Annotated in this window: 17 protein-coding genes; 5 read left to right on the top strand and 12 right to left on the bottom strand. The window is 71.4% G+C overall.

Going from position 1 to position 14,836, the window contains the following annotated elements; all coding sequences use genetic code 11:
• Positions 1 to 86 precede the first annotated feature (86 nt).
• Genes amaP through ACFQ7F_RS41045 form a run of 5 tightly spaced genes read right to left on the bottom strand, consistent with a single transcriptional unit; the run spans position 87 to position 2,419 of the window.
• A complete protein-coding gene (amaP, locus tag ACFQ7F_RS41025) occupies positions 87 to 665 on the bottom strand; it encodes an alkaline shock response membrane anchor protein AmaP (protein WP_383282945.1) in 579 nt (192 codons plus the stop codon).
• Between the two features lie 6 nt (positions 666 to 671).
• Positions 672 to 1,355: a DUF6286 domain-containing protein gene (locus ACFQ7F_RS41030; protein WP_383282948.1), complete on the bottom strand. Its 684-nt coding sequence runs from the start codon at positions 1,353 to 1,355 to the stop codon at positions 672 to 674.
• Positions 1,352 to 1,696, bottom strand: coding sequence for a hypothetical protein (locus ACFQ7F_RS41035; RefSeq protein WP_383282951.1), 345 nt, complete (start codon positions 1,694 to 1,696; stop codon positions 1,352 to 1,354). The genes ACFQ7F_RS41030 and ACFQ7F_RS41035 overlap by 4 nt, the downstream gene beginning before the upstream one ends.
• Before the next feature lie 3 nt (positions 1,697 to 1,699).
• Positions 1,700 to 1,888 (bottom strand): hypothetical protein, encoded by a 189-nt coding sequence (locus ACFQ7F_RS41040; RefSeq protein WP_249590721.1) that lies wholly within the window; start codon positions 1,886 to 1,888, stop codon positions 1,700 to 1,702.
• Positions 1,889 to 1,924: 36 nt separating this feature from the next.
• Complete coding sequence (locus tag ACFQ7F_RS41045; RefSeq protein WP_383282954.1) at positions 1,925 to 2,419, bottom strand: Asp23/Gls24 family envelope stress response protein; 495 nt, start codon at positions 2,417 to 2,419, stop codon at positions 1,925 to 1,927.
• A gap of 93 nt (positions 2,420 to 2,512) precedes the next feature.
• Between ACFQ7F_RS41045 and ACFQ7F_RS41050 the strand changes: the two genes are divergently transcribed.
• Positions 2,513 to 3,256: a nucleopolyhedrovirus P10 family protein gene (locus ACFQ7F_RS41050; RefSeq protein WP_383282957.1), complete on the top strand. Its 744-nt coding sequence runs from the start codon at positions 2,513 to 2,515 to the stop codon at positions 3,254 to 3,256.
• Between the two features lie 38 nt (positions 3,257 to 3,294).
• Here the strand turns inward: ACFQ7F_RS41050 and ACFQ7F_RS41055 are convergent, their stop codons facing one another.
• The 4 genes from ACFQ7F_RS41055 to ACFQ7F_RS41070 all read right to left on the bottom strand — a co-directional run bounded on the left by ACFQ7F_RS41055 (position 3,295) and on the right by ACFQ7F_RS41070 (position 7,435).
• A complete protein-coding gene (locus ACFQ7F_RS41055; RefSeq protein WP_383282960.1) occupies positions 3,295 to 4,107 on the bottom strand; it encodes an enoyl-CoA hydratase/isomerase family protein in 813 nt (270 codons plus the stop codon).
• A 134-nt stretch (positions 4,108 to 4,241) separates the two neighbouring features.
• Entirely contained in the window at positions 4,242 to 4,463 is a 222-nt protein-coding gene (locus ACFQ7F_RS41060; RefSeq protein ID WP_055550175.1) for a helix-turn-helix domain-containing protein, read from the bottom strand.
• Positions 4,464 to 4,876: 413 nt separating this feature from the next.
• Complete coding sequence (locus ACFQ7F_RS41065; RefSeq protein ID WP_383282963.1) at positions 4,877 to 6,475, bottom strand: ABC-F family ATP-binding cassette domain-containing protein; 1,599 nt, start codon at positions 6,473 to 6,475, stop codon at positions 4,877 to 4,879.
• A 147-nt stretch (positions 6,476 to 6,622) separates the two neighbouring features.
• The gene (locus ACFQ7F_RS41070) at positions 6,623 to 7,435 is read right to left on the bottom strand and encodes a hypothetical protein (protein ID WP_383282966.1); all 813 of its coding nucleotides are present in this window, start codon (positions 7,433 to 7,435) and stop codon (positions 6,623 to 6,625) included.
• A 245-nt stretch (positions 7,436 to 7,680) separates the two neighbouring features.
• Between ACFQ7F_RS41070 and ACFQ7F_RS41075 the strand changes: the two genes are divergently transcribed.
• Positions 7,681 to 8,571: a neutral zinc metallopeptidase gene (locus ACFQ7F_RS41075; protein ID WP_383282969.1), complete on the top strand. Its 891-nt coding sequence runs from the start codon at positions 7,681 to 7,683 to the stop codon at positions 8,569 to 8,571.
• A 12-nt stretch (positions 8,572 to 8,583) separates the two neighbouring features.
• Here ACFQ7F_RS41075 and ACFQ7F_RS41080 read toward each other — a convergent pair whose 3' ends face one another.
• The 3 genes from ACFQ7F_RS41080 to ACFQ7F_RS41090 form a co-directional block, all read right to left on the bottom strand.
• Positions 8,584 to 10,056 (bottom strand): hypothetical protein, encoded by a 1,473-nt coding sequence (locus ACFQ7F_RS41080; RefSeq protein ID WP_383282972.1) that lies wholly within the window; start codon positions 10,054 to 10,056, stop codon positions 8,584 to 8,586.
• Positions 10,057 to 10,144: 88 nt separating this feature from the next.
• Positions 10,145 to 11,281 carry an alpha/beta hydrolase gene (locus tag ACFQ7F_RS41085; RefSeq protein WP_383282975.1) on the bottom strand — a complete coding sequence of 379 codons (1,137 nt, stop codon included), beginning with the start codon at positions 11,279 to 11,281 and terminating at the stop codon, positions 10,145 to 10,147.
• A gap of 155 nt (positions 11,282 to 11,436) precedes the next feature.
• Positions 11,437 to 12,105 carry a class II aldolase/adducin family protein gene (locus ACFQ7F_RS41090; protein WP_383282978.1) on the bottom strand — a complete coding sequence of 223 codons (669 nt, stop codon included), beginning with the start codon at positions 12,103 to 12,105 and terminating at the stop codon, positions 11,437 to 11,439.
• Positions 12,106 to 12,283: 178 nt separating this feature from the next.
• On the opposite strand from ACFQ7F_RS41090, the gene ACFQ7F_RS41095 reads away from it, so the two are divergent.
• The 3 genes from ACFQ7F_RS41095 (at position 12,284) to ACFQ7F_RS41105 (ending at position 14,781) form a co-directional block, all read left to right on the top strand.
• Complete coding sequence (locus ACFQ7F_RS41095; RefSeq protein WP_383282981.1) at positions 12,284 to 13,024, top strand: lysozyme; 741 nt, start codon at positions 12,284 to 12,286, stop codon at positions 13,022 to 13,024.
• A gap of 224 nt (positions 13,025 to 13,248) precedes the next feature.
• A complete protein-coding gene (locus ACFQ7F_RS41100; protein WP_383282984.1) occupies positions 13,249 to 14,523 on the top strand; it encodes an anion permease in 1,275 nt (424 codons plus the stop codon).
• Positions 14,524 to 14,535: 12 nt separating this feature from the next.
• The gene (locus tag ACFQ7F_RS41105) at positions 14,536 to 14,781 is read left to right on the top strand and encodes a hypothetical protein (protein WP_383282986.1); all 246 of its coding nucleotides are present in this window, start codon (positions 14,536 to 14,538) and stop codon (positions 14,779 to 14,781) included.
• The last annotated feature ends 55 nt before the right edge of the window (positions 14,782 to 14,836 follow it).

The raw sequence follows: 14,836 nt of genomic DNA on the forward strand, positions 1-14,836 counted from the left end.
CTGGTTTTCCGGGGGGGTGTTTTGTTTTGTCGGTGGGGGGGGGGGGGGGGGGGTTTCCCCCCCCCGCCCGACGTCGTTGGCAGACCTCAACTCACCCGCTCGGCCCGGTGCTTCACACCCCGCAACTGCACCACCGCGGGCAGCCGGTCGAGCCCCGCCGAATCCCTCGCATGCGCCAACGCCTCCGCGGAGAGCCGGTGCAGCGCTTCGCCGGGCGTCGCATGGGGCTCCAGGAGCAGGGCCACCCGCGCGTGGGGCGCGTTACGGCGGCCCGTCAGGGCGACCGCGGCCCGCTGCACACCCTCCAGCGACTCCGCCTCCCCCACGAGCACGTTCTCCAGGGCCCGCCCCCGCAGCAGCGCCCCCTCTCCGTCCCCGGTCTCCACAAGCACCTCGGCCAGTCTCCGCCGCCGCAACTGCGCCACGAGCCACCACAGGGCGAGCAGCACGCACACCGCGAGTACGGCGATGACCGCGGGCCAGAACCAGCCCTCGTCGCGCCACCGCGCCCGGTCCGCGTCGCTCAGCAGGACGTCACGCTTTCCGTCGTGGACCCACCACGACGGCGGCGAAACTCCGAGGCCGACGGCGAGCACCGAGCCGCCGCCGAGCACGAGCACCAGGCCGATCAGGCCGATCACCACACGGTTGACCGTCTTCAGCATCGCGGCTCAGCCCTTCCTGCCAGGCCGTGCCACCCGCACCGAGAGCGCGGGACTGCGGCCGAGGCCCAGGTCCCTGATGCCGTCGGCCAGCGTGGCGTCCAAGTCGGTTCGTACGTCGTCGAGTTCACGGAAGTGCGAGACCGCGCGGACATCCACCTTGGAGCGCTTCATACGGACCCGCACCGACTGCACGCCGGACACGTCCATCGCCCGGTCCCGCAGCACCATCGCGGCGGCGCCCCGGTGCAGCCCCGCCCGTACGTCCGGGTCGCCGCGCCGCATCGCGAGGACCGCCCGGAGCCCGGGCGTGGCGGCGAGCACGATCAGCCACACCCCGGCGGCCGCGGCCACCCCGGCGCCGACGAGGACGGCCGTGTCCTTCAGGGGCCGCTCGGCCAGTTCGCGGGCGAGGTCGCGCCGCCAGCTCATGGCGGAGTGCCCGGCCCGCACCGCGGCGATGTCGTACAGCACAAGTCCGGCGCCGCCGAGGACGAGCAGCGCGAGGACGGCGGCGGGCACGCGCCGCGGTGACCAGAAGCGGCTCGCCCTGGTGTCATCGGCCAGCGTGGGCCGCGGGTCGTAGGACGCCGCGGACGCCGACTGGTCGAGTTCACCGTCGGCCCGTTCGATGACGGGCAGCGGCTGCGTACCGCCGCCACCCGCACCCTGAGGCCCCTGAGCCTCGCTCATCGTGTCCTCCCCTGCGCCGCGGCATGCACGTGTGCCGAGTGCAGCCGCTCGACCTGGACCGCGACCTCGGGCACTTCCATTCCCGCCAACGCCTCTACCCGCTGGGCGACTTGGCGACGCACCGCGCCGCACTGCCCGCCGATGTCCGAGGGGTAGTCGAGCTCGACGCTGACGCGGACACGGGCCACGTCATGGCGCACAGTGACGGTCGCGTGCGGCGGCGAGCCGTCCGCGGGCACCGCCGTCAGCGCCTCACGTGCCGCTTGTGCCGCGATCTTCGCGACGACCCGGTCGGCGATCCTGGTCGCACCTCGCTCCCCGGGCGCGACCTGTGCCGCCACGGCTCACCGCCGCCGGTCGTCGCCACGGGTACGGAAGAAGTCGCCGAGCTCCAGGTCCCCCTCGAGGAACCGGCCCGCGACAAACCCTATGGCGCCCAAGGCGGCCACCAGGAGAAACGCCCCGAACCCGCCGAAGTACCCGGCGAAGCCGAGTGCCATTCCGGCCACCATGCCGATAACGGCCATGCTCATCGTGCGCTCCTAGAGTTCGGGCTCCCGGCGACAGCGTTACTGAAGGCGGCCTTGCGGCTCATCGTCTTCCTCGTCCGGGAGCTTCACATCGCTCACCGCGATGTTGACCTCGACGACCTCGAGCCCGGTCATGCGCTCGACCGCCGCGATGACGTTCTCCCGTACGGCGCGCGCGACGTCCGCGATCGAGACGCCGTACTCGACGACGATCTCCAGGTCGAGTGCCGTCTGTACCTCGCCGACCTCGGCCTTCACGCCGCGCGAGACGGACTTGGAGCTCGAACCGCCCGGCACACGGTCGCGTACGGCCCCGAAAGTCCTGGCGAGTCCGCCGCCCATCGCGTGCACGCCGAGGACATCGCGGGCCGCGAGCCCGGCGATCTTCTCGACCACGCCGTCCGCGATGGTGGTGCGCCCCCGGGTGGCGGGGTCGCCGCCGCCCTTCCTGGTCGAGCCGCTCTTCCCCGCCGCCTCGTCGGACTCCTTCGCGAGGGTCTCCTGAGGCCGGTTCCGCTGTCCGGTGTCGGTCATTGCCGTCTGTCCCTTTCGAAAGGGGATCTGCTCCTTCGCCCACACTAAGTGCGCTTACGTCCTCGCGCGCCAGGGATGCGGCAGGCTGGGGCAATGACCGGTGACGGATGGACCGAGGCGGTACGGCGGCAGCTCGGCTTTGGGCGGGTTCTGCCCCTGGGCGGCCCGGGTGACGGCTCCTGGCTGACCGAGGCGTGCGCGGACGGGGTACTGCGCCATGCGGCGGATCGGGTGAGCGGTGTACGGCTCGGTGACCTGCGGGTGGCGCTCGCCGATCCGTCGAAGGCGGACGTCCCCTCCGTGCCGTCACCGCCGAGCGCGCTGCCGCCGGGCCCGCTGCGGATCACGGCGGAGTTCGCCGCCGAGCCGACCGAGCCGCTTCCCGCGGCGGCGGGCCGGCTCCGGGCCGCGCTGTTCGCGGCAGCCGATGAGCGGCTCGGCCTGGTGGTCGATGAGGTGGATCTCAGCGTGACGACGCTGCTCGACGAGGGGCAGGTCCCCGAGGCCCCCGTCGACGTACCGCTGGACTCCCCGGCGCCGCCGGACGGTGAGCAGGCGGCCCCCGGCAGCGGGGACGAGGCCCGTGCGGCGAGCGCCGCCCTCGACGTGCCGGGCGTGCGGCGGCTGACCGGCGCCCTCGGCGGCTTCGGCCGTGCCGTGCACATCGACGAGTTGCCGACGGCGGACACCGCCCTGCCGCGCCGCCACGCGCGCGTGGAGGTGGCGACGGACCACGAACACCGCGCCCTGGACGTGGCGCTCGCGGTCCGCACGGCGGTCGGCAAGGCGTTGACGGACCACCCTTCGGTGGCCGTTCTGGTCACCGCGGTGGAGTGAAGAGGTGCAGAGGGTACAGAGGGTGCAGAGGCGAGGTGTCAGTCGCCGAGCCCTGCCAGGTCCCGCAGGCGGCGCCCCTGTGCGGCACGTTCGGCGGTGCGCTGCTCCTCGTACGTACGGCCGGCCACGCCCTGCAGGAGGGCCTTGGTCTCGATGACCGCGTCGCGCGGAGCGGTGAGGAGTGCGGCCGCCAGGTCGCTCACGGACGCGTCGAGCTGGTCCGCGGGCACGACGAGGTTGGCCAGGCCGACGCGCTCGGCCTCGGGCGCGTGGACGAACCGCCCGGTGGCGCAGATCTCGAGCGCGCGGGCGTAGCCGACAAGTCCCACGAGGGGGTGCGTGCCGGTGAGGTCGGGCACCAGGCCCAGGCTGGTCTCGCGCATGGCGAACTGCACGTCGTCCGCGGCGATCCGCAGGTCACAGGCGAGCGCGAGCTGGAAGCCCGCACCTATGGCATGCCCCTGGACGGCAGCGATGGACACGATGTCACTGCGCCGCCACCAGGTGAACGCCTCCTGGTACTCCGCGATCGTCGCGTCGAGGACGTCGTCGTCGCCGCGCGCCAAATCGATGAATGAGGGCTCACCGTCGAAGCCCTCGGGCGTGAACGCCTGCCGGTCGAGGCCCGCGGAGAAGGACTTGCCCTCACCGCGGAGCACGACGACACGGACACTGCCCGGCAACATCCGGCCTGCCTCGGCCAACGCCCTCCACAGCGCGGGAGATTGGGCGTTGCGCTTGGCCGGGTTGGCCAGCGTCACCGTGGCGACGGCCTCGTCGACAGTCAGGCGTACGCCGTCCTTGTCGATTACCGGTGCGGATCCGCCGAGTTCACTGCCGGGCGAAACCATAGGGGCCTCCGATGGTGGTGTGCGGTCGGTCAGGGCGCGCACGCGCGTCCGTAAGTGACTGCACAGTAACCACCCGACCGATCAGCCGATCGACCGGGTGGCCACCGTCGAAGCCGGTGAACCGCCCGCAGCCGTCAGCCGGCTGCGGCCTTCTTGCCTCGCGTCGCCCCGCCGCGTCCCCGCAGCGTGACTCCGGACTCGCTGAGCATGCGGTGCACAAAACCGTACGAACGGCCGGTCTCCTCGGCCAACGCCCGGATGCTCGCACCGCCGTCGTACTTCTTCTTCAGGTCTGCCGCGAGCTTGTCGCGCGCGGCGCCGGTTACCCGGCTGCCCTTCTTCAGAGTCTCGGCCACCCGTGCCTCCTCGTGGGAAGTGCGCTCTGGACTTCTCATGATCACCCCTCCCGGGCTTCCTGGCCACCCATTCGGCAAGGTCCGTACGACGATGTTTCCCGCCAGGGAAGGCGGCACCACGATCGGAATTAACGATTCCGCGTGTCGAATTCCGTACGGCTGAATGAGTTGCGGAGAGAAGTACCAGGTCAGCGCGGTGACGGGTGAGATTTGAGTTCCAGGCCCAGACCACAAGGGAAATCCGTGTATCCCACACTTCGGTACGAGGAGACCTCACACAGATGAAGGATCACGGATCGGCCGAATGATCCATACGCTGTGGATCAGTTATTCGATCAACCAATGTGGACGCCTCGACGGCACGGCCCGGGCCGGTACGACCCGGGCCGGTACGACCCGGCCCGTCGCCGGGATCAGGCGAGCGCGACCAGATCCGCGTAGTCCTGGCCCCACAGGTCCTCGATGCCGTCGGGCAGCAGGATGATCCGCTCCGGCTGGAGCGCGTCCACCGCGCCCTCGTCGTGCGTGACGAGGACGACCGCGCCCTTGTAGGTGCGCAGGGCGCCGAGGATCTCCTCGCGGCTCGCCGGGTCGAGGTTGTTCGTGGGCTCGTCGAGGAGCAGCACGTTGGCGGAGGAGACGACCAGGGTCGCAAGCGCCAGACGGGTCTTCTCGCCGCCGGACAGGACACTCGCCGGCTTGTCGACGTCGTCGCCGGAGAAGAGGAACGAACCGAGCGTCTTGCGCACCGCCACAAGGTCGAGGTCAGGGGCGGCCGAGCGCATGTTCTCCAGGACCGTGCGCTCCGGGTCGAGGGTTTCGTGCTCCTGCGCGTAGTAGCCGAGCTTGAGGCCGTGGCCCTCGATGACCTGCCCGGTGTCGGGCTTCTCGGCGCCGCCGAGGAGCCGCAGGAGCGTGGTCTTGCCCGCGCCGTTGAGGCCCAGGATGACCACGCGCGAGCCCTTGTCGATGGCGAGGTCGACGTCCGTGAAGATCTCCAGGGAGCCGTACGACTTCGAGAGTCCTTCCGCCATCAGCGGGGTCTTGCCGCAGGGCGAGGGATCCGGGAAGCGCAGCTTGGCGACCTTGTCGCTCTTGCGCACCTCGTCGAGGCCCGCGAGGAGCTTGTCGGCGCGCTTGGCCATGTTCTGCGCGGCGACGGTCTTGGTGGCCTTGGCACGCATCTTGTCGGCCTGCGAGTGGAGCTGGCCGGCCTTCTTCTCGGCGTTCTGACGCTCGCGCTTGCGGCGCTTCTCGTCGGACTCGCGCTGCTGCTGGTAGAGCTTCCAGCCCATGTTGTAGACGTCGATCTGGGAGCGGTTGGCGTCCAGGTAGAAGACCTTGTTGACGACCGTCTCGACCAGGTCGACGTCGTGGGAGATCACGATGAAGCCGCCGCGGTAGGACTTGAGGTAGTCCCTGAGCCACACGATGGAGTCGGCGTCGAGGTGGTTCGTCGGCTCGTCGAGGAGCAGGGTGTCGGCGTCCGAGAAGAGGATGCGGGCCAGCTCGACGCGGCGGCGCTGGCCACCGGAGAGCGTGTGGAGGGGCTGGCCGAGCACGCGGTCGGGGAGGCTGAGCGCGGCGGCGATGGTGGAGGCCTCGGCCTCGGCGGCGTAACCGCCCTTGGTGAGGAACTCCGTCTCCTGGCGCTCGTACTGCTTCATCGCCTTGTCGCGGGTGCCGCCCGAGCCGTTGGCGATGCGCTGTTCGTTCTCGCGCATCTTGCGGATGAGGGTGTCGAGTCCGCGGGCGGAGAGGATGCGGTCGCGGGCGAGCACGTCCAGGTCGCCGGTGCGGGGGTCCTGCGGGAGGTAGCCGACCTCGCCGGAGCGGCTGATGGTGCCGCCGGCCGGGATGCCCTCACCTGCGAGGCACTTGGTGAGTGTGGTCTTGCCCGCTCCGTTGCGGCCCACCAGACCGATGCGGTCGCCCTTGGCGATGCGGAAGGAGGCGTTCTCGATGAGGATGCGGGCGCCGGCGCGCAGCTCGATGCCGGAAGCGGTGATCACGGACAGACTCCAGGGCAGGGGGGGATGGACGGCGGAAGGTTCGAAAGGTGGTGCCGCGCGCAGCGCGCCGTTGAAAGGGCGGTGGCGGGCTGGCGGGCGGGCGATCACGCCGTCTAATGCACGAGGAGAATGGCCATGAGGCCAATTCTAACGGTGCGGTGCAAACCCATTTTCAGCCCGGGCCCGTACGCCGTCGGGGGCGCCGCCCGGCAGCTCGTTGCCCAGGGGGGTGCGCCGGGGCACGATCCGGCCGAGGTCGTCCACGGCGATCAGCTGGGAGGTCCACGGCGTCGCGGCGTCCGCGCAGGGCTGGGCGACGAGCAGGGCTTCGCGGTGGCGCACGGACCGTGCGGGTTCGAAGGCGCAGCCGGGTTCGGCGGGCAGTACCCAGCGCAGGTCGCCGTCGGCGCTGCGGTAGGCGGCGATGCGCTGCGGGGTGACGACGGCCAGCATGCGGCCGCGGGGGTCGAGCGGCTGGAGGACTCCGGCGGCGCCGCGGGCGGCGGGTGTGCGCAGCCAGGAGGCGCTGTCGGGGATGGCGCGGTGCCAGCGGACGGCGCTGCCGTCGGCGCGTGCGGTGTCGGTGACCAGGCCGTCGTTCCAGAGCGCGACGGCGTGCCCGGGGACGGGGAGCAGGGCCAGTGGCCTGGCTCCCTCGCGGTGGTACGTCCAGCGTGGGCGGCCCGTCGCCTTGTCGTACGCCTCGACCGCGCGGCCCGTGGTCCGCAGCGCGGGGGCCGCATCGGCGTCTACGCGCGCGTAGACGGTGACGTGGTCTCCGTAGGGGGCCGGCCGTGAATGGTGGGCGGCGGTGATGAGCGGCAGGGCGAGGAGGCCGAGGACCACCGGGAGGGCGAGCCGTGGGCCTCGGCGGGCGGGCACCTGTCTCGCGGGCCCGGATCCGGTCGCCTCGAACGGCACGGCCCCGGATCCCGTCGCCTCGAACGGCACAACGGACACGACGCCCCCCTCTTCGGCATGTCTGCCGCTGCCTCATCCCACGGAACAGGCGCAGAGCGTAGCGGCGGCGTCACCGCACGGGCCCTGGCGGCGTCCGCGACACGGCGCGGCATTTCGCCGGGGTCCCCCGTTCGGACCCCCGTCCGACGCCGCGCGGGATGGGTCATATCAGGATGAAGGCGCCGGTATCTCGGCACAGGGCGGCACAACGCCACCCCGGACGCGAGGCAGAGGGTGGTGCGCCCATGCAGTTCGACGACGACGCCGATCTGGACACGTCCGAGGTACAGGATGTGCGGGGCAGCCGGATCCCCGGCGGCAGGGCGACGGTCGGCGGCGGCATCGCGGGCCTGATCGCCCTGGTCCTCGGGCTGCTCTTCGGGGTCGGCCCCGATCAGCTCGGGCTCTCGTCGGGCAGTGACGAGCCCGCCGCATCGTCCTCGTCGCTCGCGCAGGTCCAGCAGAGCTGCCACACGGGGCAGGACGCGAACACCAAGGACGACTGCCGCATGGTGGCGGTGGTCAACAGCGTGCAGGACTACTGGCGCCCTGAGTTCCAGCGCAGGAAGGGCACCTACTCCCCCGCGCCGACCGTCCTCTACACGAGCCGGGTGGGCACGGCGTGCGGCGCCGCGTCGTCGGCGGTGGGCCCCTTCTACTGCCCCGGTGACCGGAAGGTCTATCTGGACCTGGGCTTCTTCGACGAGCTGCGGACCAAGTTCGGCTCCAGCGGCGGCCCCTTCGCGCAGGCGTACGTCGTGGCGCACGAGTACGGGCACCACGTGCAGAACCTCATGGGGACGCTGCAGCGCTCCCAGGACGGGCGTACGGGGCAGAACAGCAACGCCGTGAAGGTCGAGCTGCAGGCGGACTGCTACGCGGGCGTCTGGGCTCGGCACGCGACCCGTACCGCCGACGACAAGACGGGCAAGCCGCTGATCACCAGCCTCACCGACGCGGACATCGGCGAGGGCCTGGACGCGGCGGCCGCGGTCGGCGACGACCGCATCCAGGAGAAGTTCCAGGGCCGGGTCACCCCGGAGTCCTGGACGCACGGCTCGGCCGAGCAGCGGCAGCAGTGGTTCTACCAGGGCTACCGCACCGGCGACATGGGGCAGTGCGACACCTTCCGGTGAGGCACGTGGGGCTCAGACGCCCCCGGTGTGCACCTGGAAGGCCGCCCGGCGCACGGCCTTCGCCAGTGCCGGGTCGGGGTGGGCCGCGGCCAGGGCGACGAGGACCTGGACAGTGCGGGGGTGGCCGATGCGGCGGACCTCGTCCAGGAGCGCGGGCACCGTGGGCTGCACCGCTGACTCCAGGTGGCGTACGAGAAGGTGGATCTCCCCGTGGTCGGCGACGGCGGCGGCGGTGTCGACCCACAGCCACGTCGACTCGTCCCGCGACAGGACGAGGTGGACGTCCTCGGGGTCGGCGCCCTCCTGCTCGGCGAGCCAGATGAGGGCGTAGGGCCGCAGCGAGGTCTCGTCCACGACGGCCCGCACCTCGGTCTCGGCCGGTGCGCCGACCACCCGGAGGGCTTCGAAGGCGAGGCCGCGCAGGAGGGCGTCCTCGCCGCGGGCCGCGTCCAGGAGCTCGGTGACGGCGCTGCCGACGGGGCGCGGGGCGAGCCAGGCGCGGTACTCGGAGCGGGCCGCGTTCGGGCGCAGGCGCGCGCAGCCGCGGAGCATGTCCTCCGCAGACTGTTCGATGTTGCCCGCCGGGCTCTGCGCCGCCACGCAGATCTGCTCGAGCTTGACCCAGACCGCCCAGCTGCCGAGCGGCGTGAGGGTGGCCTGCCCTTCGGCGTACGTCAGTGCGCCGACGGCGGCGAGGCCGCGCAGCGCCCAGTCCAGGAGGGTGGCCAGGGGCGGCGTGTCGGCCGGATCCACCGGCTCGGGCTGCGGGCCGTAGGGGATCTCGCAGCGCTCCGTGCGCAGTTCCGTGACGCGCTGGTCCAGGAGGTCCAGGAGCTGCGGTACGGGGACGGGGCCCGCGGAGAGCTGCAGCAGGGTGAGGAGCTGCGGCATGGCTTCGACGGTCTCGGCCACGGTGGCGGGCGCCAGTTCGCGTGATGCGGCGTGCGCGAGCGACCAGGCGTCGAAGAGGGCGACCCAGCCGCGCAGCACGGCGGCGTCGTCGCGGTCCCAGGCGCGCAGTCGCCAGCCGGGGCGTGCGATGTCGCCGTGCACCTCGATGAGTCCTGCGAGCCGTGCGGTGTCCCAGTCGGCGCGGACCTGATCCGGGGTCAGCGCCAGTTCTGCGGCGGCCCGTTCGGCGGTGGTGGCGGAGAGAGTGCCTTTGGCACCACCAGTCCCACCGGAGGCGGCGGGTGCTCCCGCTGCTCCCGCGCGGCTGGGTCCCGAGCGCAGGGAAGTGTCGGCCCAGCGCGCGACCCGAACGGCGTCGGCGAGGCCCTTGCGTGCCATCCGGGCCAGCTCTCCGGGGGCGGGTGTGCCCTCGGGCGGCCGGGGCGCGGGACGACGCGCGCGCTGCTGCGTCACTGCGCCGGGGGCGGTCAGGGGCCGCGCTGTGTCGCGCTCCGCCCCCGCTCGCCTCTCGGCCCTGGGGGATTGAGCGCGGACGAGTCGAAGCCTTGAGTCGCGCGGGATACGGGACGTCACAGGAGCAGTCTTCCTGTTGACGGTCCGAAAACCCAAACGGAATGCCTTCGCAAGGCTCCGGAGCGCTGCCTCAGGGGGCTCTCACGCGCTACATGAGAGGCGTGAGGAAGCGCCGCAGCGCCTCTTCGTAGCCTGCGGGGTCGGCATTCCACATAGCTCCGTGAGGCGCATCCGGAACGGTGTGGAGAGTGACGAGTTCCGGGCGCCGCTCGGCCAGTTGACGGGAGAGACCCCACGGGGCGATCACGTCGTCGGGGCCGTGGAACAGGAGCGTGGGGACCTTGAGCACCTCGGGGTCCGCGGCCTCCAGGATGCGGTCGCCGCGCAGGCCTGTGCGGCCCTGGGCGGCACGCACCGCGAGGGGCAGGAGGAGGCCCGGTGTGCGCCGGGCCGCGGCGAGCGCACGCAGGGTGGTCTCCCAGTTGAGTACCGGGGAGTCAAGGACGAGCCCGCTGATCCTCTCGCGCAGGGCCGAGTGCGCGGCGGCGCGCAGCGCCATGGCGGCGCCGGTGGACCAGCCGTGCAGGATCACGTTCTGTGCTCCGTGGCGCACGGCGTAGCGCATGGCCGCGTCCAGGTCGCGCCACTCGGTCTCGCCGAGGTGACCGAGGCCGTCCGGGGAGCGGGGCGCACCGAGGTCGCCCCGGTAGGCGAGGTCGAGCACCGGGAACTGCTGGCGGTGCAGGAAGTCCATGACGACCATGGGGTGCTCGCGGGTCGTGCCGAGGCCGTGCACGGTGATCACCCAGGTGTCGCGGACGCCCGGCACGAACCAGGCGGGCAGACCGCCGAGTTCGCCGGGGATGTCGACGTCCGCGTGGTCGATGTCCAGCGCGGCGTGCGGGTCGCCGATGTGGACCTGCGGGGTGAGCCAGACCTTGGCGCCGGGCTCCAGGGAGCCGTGCGTGACGCGCTCCAGGCGGCGTACGACGGTGTCCGCCTCGTGGGGTGCGGCGTCCAGAACGGGTCCGATCACGGCGTGGCTGCCGTTGCCGCTGAGGCCGTACGTGCCGGGGCGCAGGCTCGCGAGGGCGCGGGTCAGGGTGATCTGGCCCGCGGCCGTGGAGTGGACCGTGAGGCGGTGGTCGGTCGGCAGCGGACGGCCCGCCGGCGCCTTCAGGGCGGCGTTGCTGGCGAACCGGCCCGCGGCGACGGCGGCTGCGCCGCCCAGGAGGGCGGTGGTGACGGCGGTGACGGCCGTTGCCGTCGCTTTGGCTGGGCGCACCTGCCCAGTGTCCGGCGGGCGAGTGGCCACGGCCAGTGGGCGTGGCCCGCGGGGTGACGTCATGCCGTCCGCTTACCCGCGGGTGATGTGCTGAACCCGCGGCCCCTCGGGACGAAGCCGCCCCTGACGCACCCTCCGACGCACCCCCAGGGCCGTCACTGTTGGCCGTAGCCCCGCAGCCTGTCCTCCGCTTCCCGCAGCTGCCCCGCGGACAGGAGCGTCGGGGTGTGCCCCGGGACCGCGCTGGCCGTCAGCCAGAGGCGGGACATCCATTCCAGCTGCGCCGTGCGGTCGTACGCCTGGTCCAGGGTGGCTCCGTATGTAACGGTTCCGTGGTTCTGGAGCAGGCAACCCGTGCGGTCCCTGAGGGCCCGGAGCATGTTCTCGGCCAACTCGTCGGAGCCGTACGGCGCATACCGGGCAACCCGGGCGGGGCCGCCCAGTGCAGCAGCCATGTAGTGGATGGGCGGGAGCTCCGGGACGAGGGTGGAGACGGCGGTGGCGTGCACCGCGTGGGTGTGGACCACGGCTCCGGCGTCCGTGGTGCGGTAGACGGCCAGGCGCATGGGGAGTTCGCTGGTCGGGGCGAGTTCGCCGAAGAGCTGATTGCCGTCCGTGTCGACACCGACCGCGTCCTGCGGCCTCAGGCGGTCGTACGGCGTACCGCTCGGGGTGACCAGGATCGTGCCGCCGACACGTACCGAGACGTTGCCCGACGTGCCCACCACCAGGCCGTCCGTCACCGTCCTGCGGGCCGCCGCCACCAGCTCGCCCCACGCCTGCTCCATCGCGTCCTGCCGGTCTTCGCCCCGCTGCTCCGTCATGCCGCGATCCTGTCAGCCGTGGGGCGCGGCACCGTAGGGCGGAGGCGAGGCGTCCGTAAGAGCACAAATGTGCATACATCACCCTCTGATGTTGATTGGCTTGCGATCGACCGGCATCCGATGATCTTCCAGTACTCTCCGGAAGATTTGTCCCGCACGTCGCAGTCCGGGGGGAAATATGGCTCATGACCACAAACCATCCCGTCGCCGCGCGCGCGTCATCGCGGCCTCAGTAGTGACTCTGGCCCTTGGGTGGACCGTCCTCGCCGAGATTCCGGTTTCGGCAGCGGGCAAGCCGAGGGGGCACGACGTCTCGTCGCACCAGAAGCGAGTCAACTGGCACAAGGCGAAGAGCAAGGGCGCACGCTTCGTCTACATCAAGGCCACCGAGTCCTACACGTACCGCAATCCGCACTTCAAGCAGCAGTACAACGGCTCCCGCAAGGCGGGCATCATCCGCGGCGCGTACCACTTCGCCGCACCGAACAAGTCGTCGGGCAAGAAGCAGGCCGCCTACTTCATGAGGCACGGTGGACGGTGGAGTGCGGACGGCCGGACACTGCCGCCGGCCCTCGACATCGAGCACAATCCGTACGGCAAGCGGAAGTGCTACGGCGTCAGCAAGAGGGGCATGGTCCACTGGATCAAGTCGTTCAGCAAGGAAGTGAAGCGGCAGACGGGACGGCGTCCCGTGATCTACACGACCACCAGGTGGTGGAACAAGTGCACGGGCGGCAGCCGTGCCTTCGGAGCGAATCACGCGCTGTGGCTCGCGCGCTGGTCGTCGACGTCGGGGAAGCTGCCCAAGGGCTGGTCGTACCTGACGTTCTGGCAGTACGACAACGGCGGCAGGCTGCCGGGTGACCAGAATCTCTTCAACGGTTCGATGAAGCAGCTGAAGAGGTTCGCCCGAGGGTAGCCGGGCACGTTCGGACACCCTTGGAAGCCCGCATTCCAGGCCTCTGGAAGCCCGTGTTCCAGGCCTCGCGACGCCACTCCGGGCGATCTTCGTCAGGGCCACGGCGGAACCGGAGTGGCGGTGCCCCGAATTGGGTCACCGCACGGCCCGACCAAGTTCACTTTCCGTTCACCCAGCTTGCCTACGTTCCACTTGCCACTGACGTCCAACAGAAGCCTGGGTAAATGGAACACATCACGCTTCTCCTCGGGATCGTGATCGTTACCGCTCTCGTGTTCGACTTCACGAACGGTTTCCACGACACAGCCAACGCGATGGCCACCACCATCTCGACTGGCGCCCTCAAGCCCAAGACGGCGGTGGCCATGTCCGCCGTGCTGAACCTCGTCGGCGCTTTCCTGTCGGTCGAAGTCGCCAAGACGATCTCCGGCGGCATCGTCAACGAGGACGGACTGAAGACAGAGGTGATCTTCGCCGCCCTGGTGGGCGCGATCCTCTGGAATCTCCTCACCTGGCTGGTGGGCCTGCCCTCCAGTTCCTCCCACGCACTCTTCGGCGGCCTCATCGGCGCCGCGGTCATGTCGATGGGCTGGTCGTCGATCAACGGCGGCACCGTCGTCACCAAGATCCTGATCCCCGCGATCGCCGCGCCTCTCGTCGCCGGTATCGCCGCGACGCTGGCCACGCGCCTGACGTACCGCATCGGGCGCAACACCGACACCAAGGCGACCGCCAAGGGCTACCGCGCCGGCCAGATCGCCTCCGCGGGCCTCGTCTCGCTGGCGCACGGCACGAACGACGCGCAGAAGACCATGGGCATCATCACGCTCGCCCTGATCACCGGCGGCGTCCTGAACCCGGGCGCCAACCCCCCGATGTGGGTCATCGTCTCGGCCGGCATCGCCATCGCGCTCGGCACGTACCTCGGTGGCTGGCGCATCATCCGCACCATGGGCAAGGGCCTCACGGACCTCGCGCCGCAGCAGGGCTTCGCCGCCCAGACCAGCGCCGCGACCGCGATCCTCGCCTCCTCGCACATCGGCTTCTCGCTCTCCACCACCCAGGTCTGCTCGGGCGCCGTGATGGGCGCGGGCCTCGGCCGCAAGGGCGGTGTGGTCCGCTGGTCCACGGCGACGCGCATGTTCATCGCCTGGGGCCTCACGCTTCCGGCCGCCGGTCTGGTCGGCGCGGGCGCCGAGTTCCTCACCAAGCAGGGCCCCTGGGGCGTCGCGGTGACCGCCGCGCTGCTCGTGACCGGCTCCGCCGTCATCTGGATGCTGTCCCGGCGCAACGCCGTCGACCACACGAACGTCGCCGACGACGAGATCGGCGGCTCCCCGGCCGCCGAGCCCGCCGGTGTCGTGACCACCGCGATCGCCGCCGTCACACCGCCGCCCACCGGCTCGGCCGTGACGACCTCGGACGTCGACCTCGTCAAGGCCACCATCCCGGCCCCGACCGGCACCGTGGCGGACCCCGCCCGGCCCGCCACGGTGTAAGGAAAAGTCAGCATGAACATCGACTGGGCAGCTCTCGGCTCCGTGTTCGGAGTCAGCCTCGCGGTGACGGTGGCCCTGGTGGGCCTGTTCACCCTCGGCATCGTCGGCCTCTCCAAGCGCGAGGCGGCACCGTCCGGCGCCGCTTCCACCGCTTCCACCGCGGGCGGCCCCCCGGTGGCGGCACGCACGGGCGCGTACGCGTGCTTCGCGCTCTGCGCGGCGGCCGTGGCGTACGGGATCTATCTGATCGTCGCCTGATCGCCTGATCGCGGCTTCGGCCTCATAAGAGCCGGGTGGGACGCACCTCATGGTG

Source organism: Streptomyces sp. NPDC056486 (assembly GCF_042795295.1).
Lineage (GTDB): Bacteria > Actinomycetota > Actinomycetes > Streptomycetales > Streptomycetaceae > Streptomyces.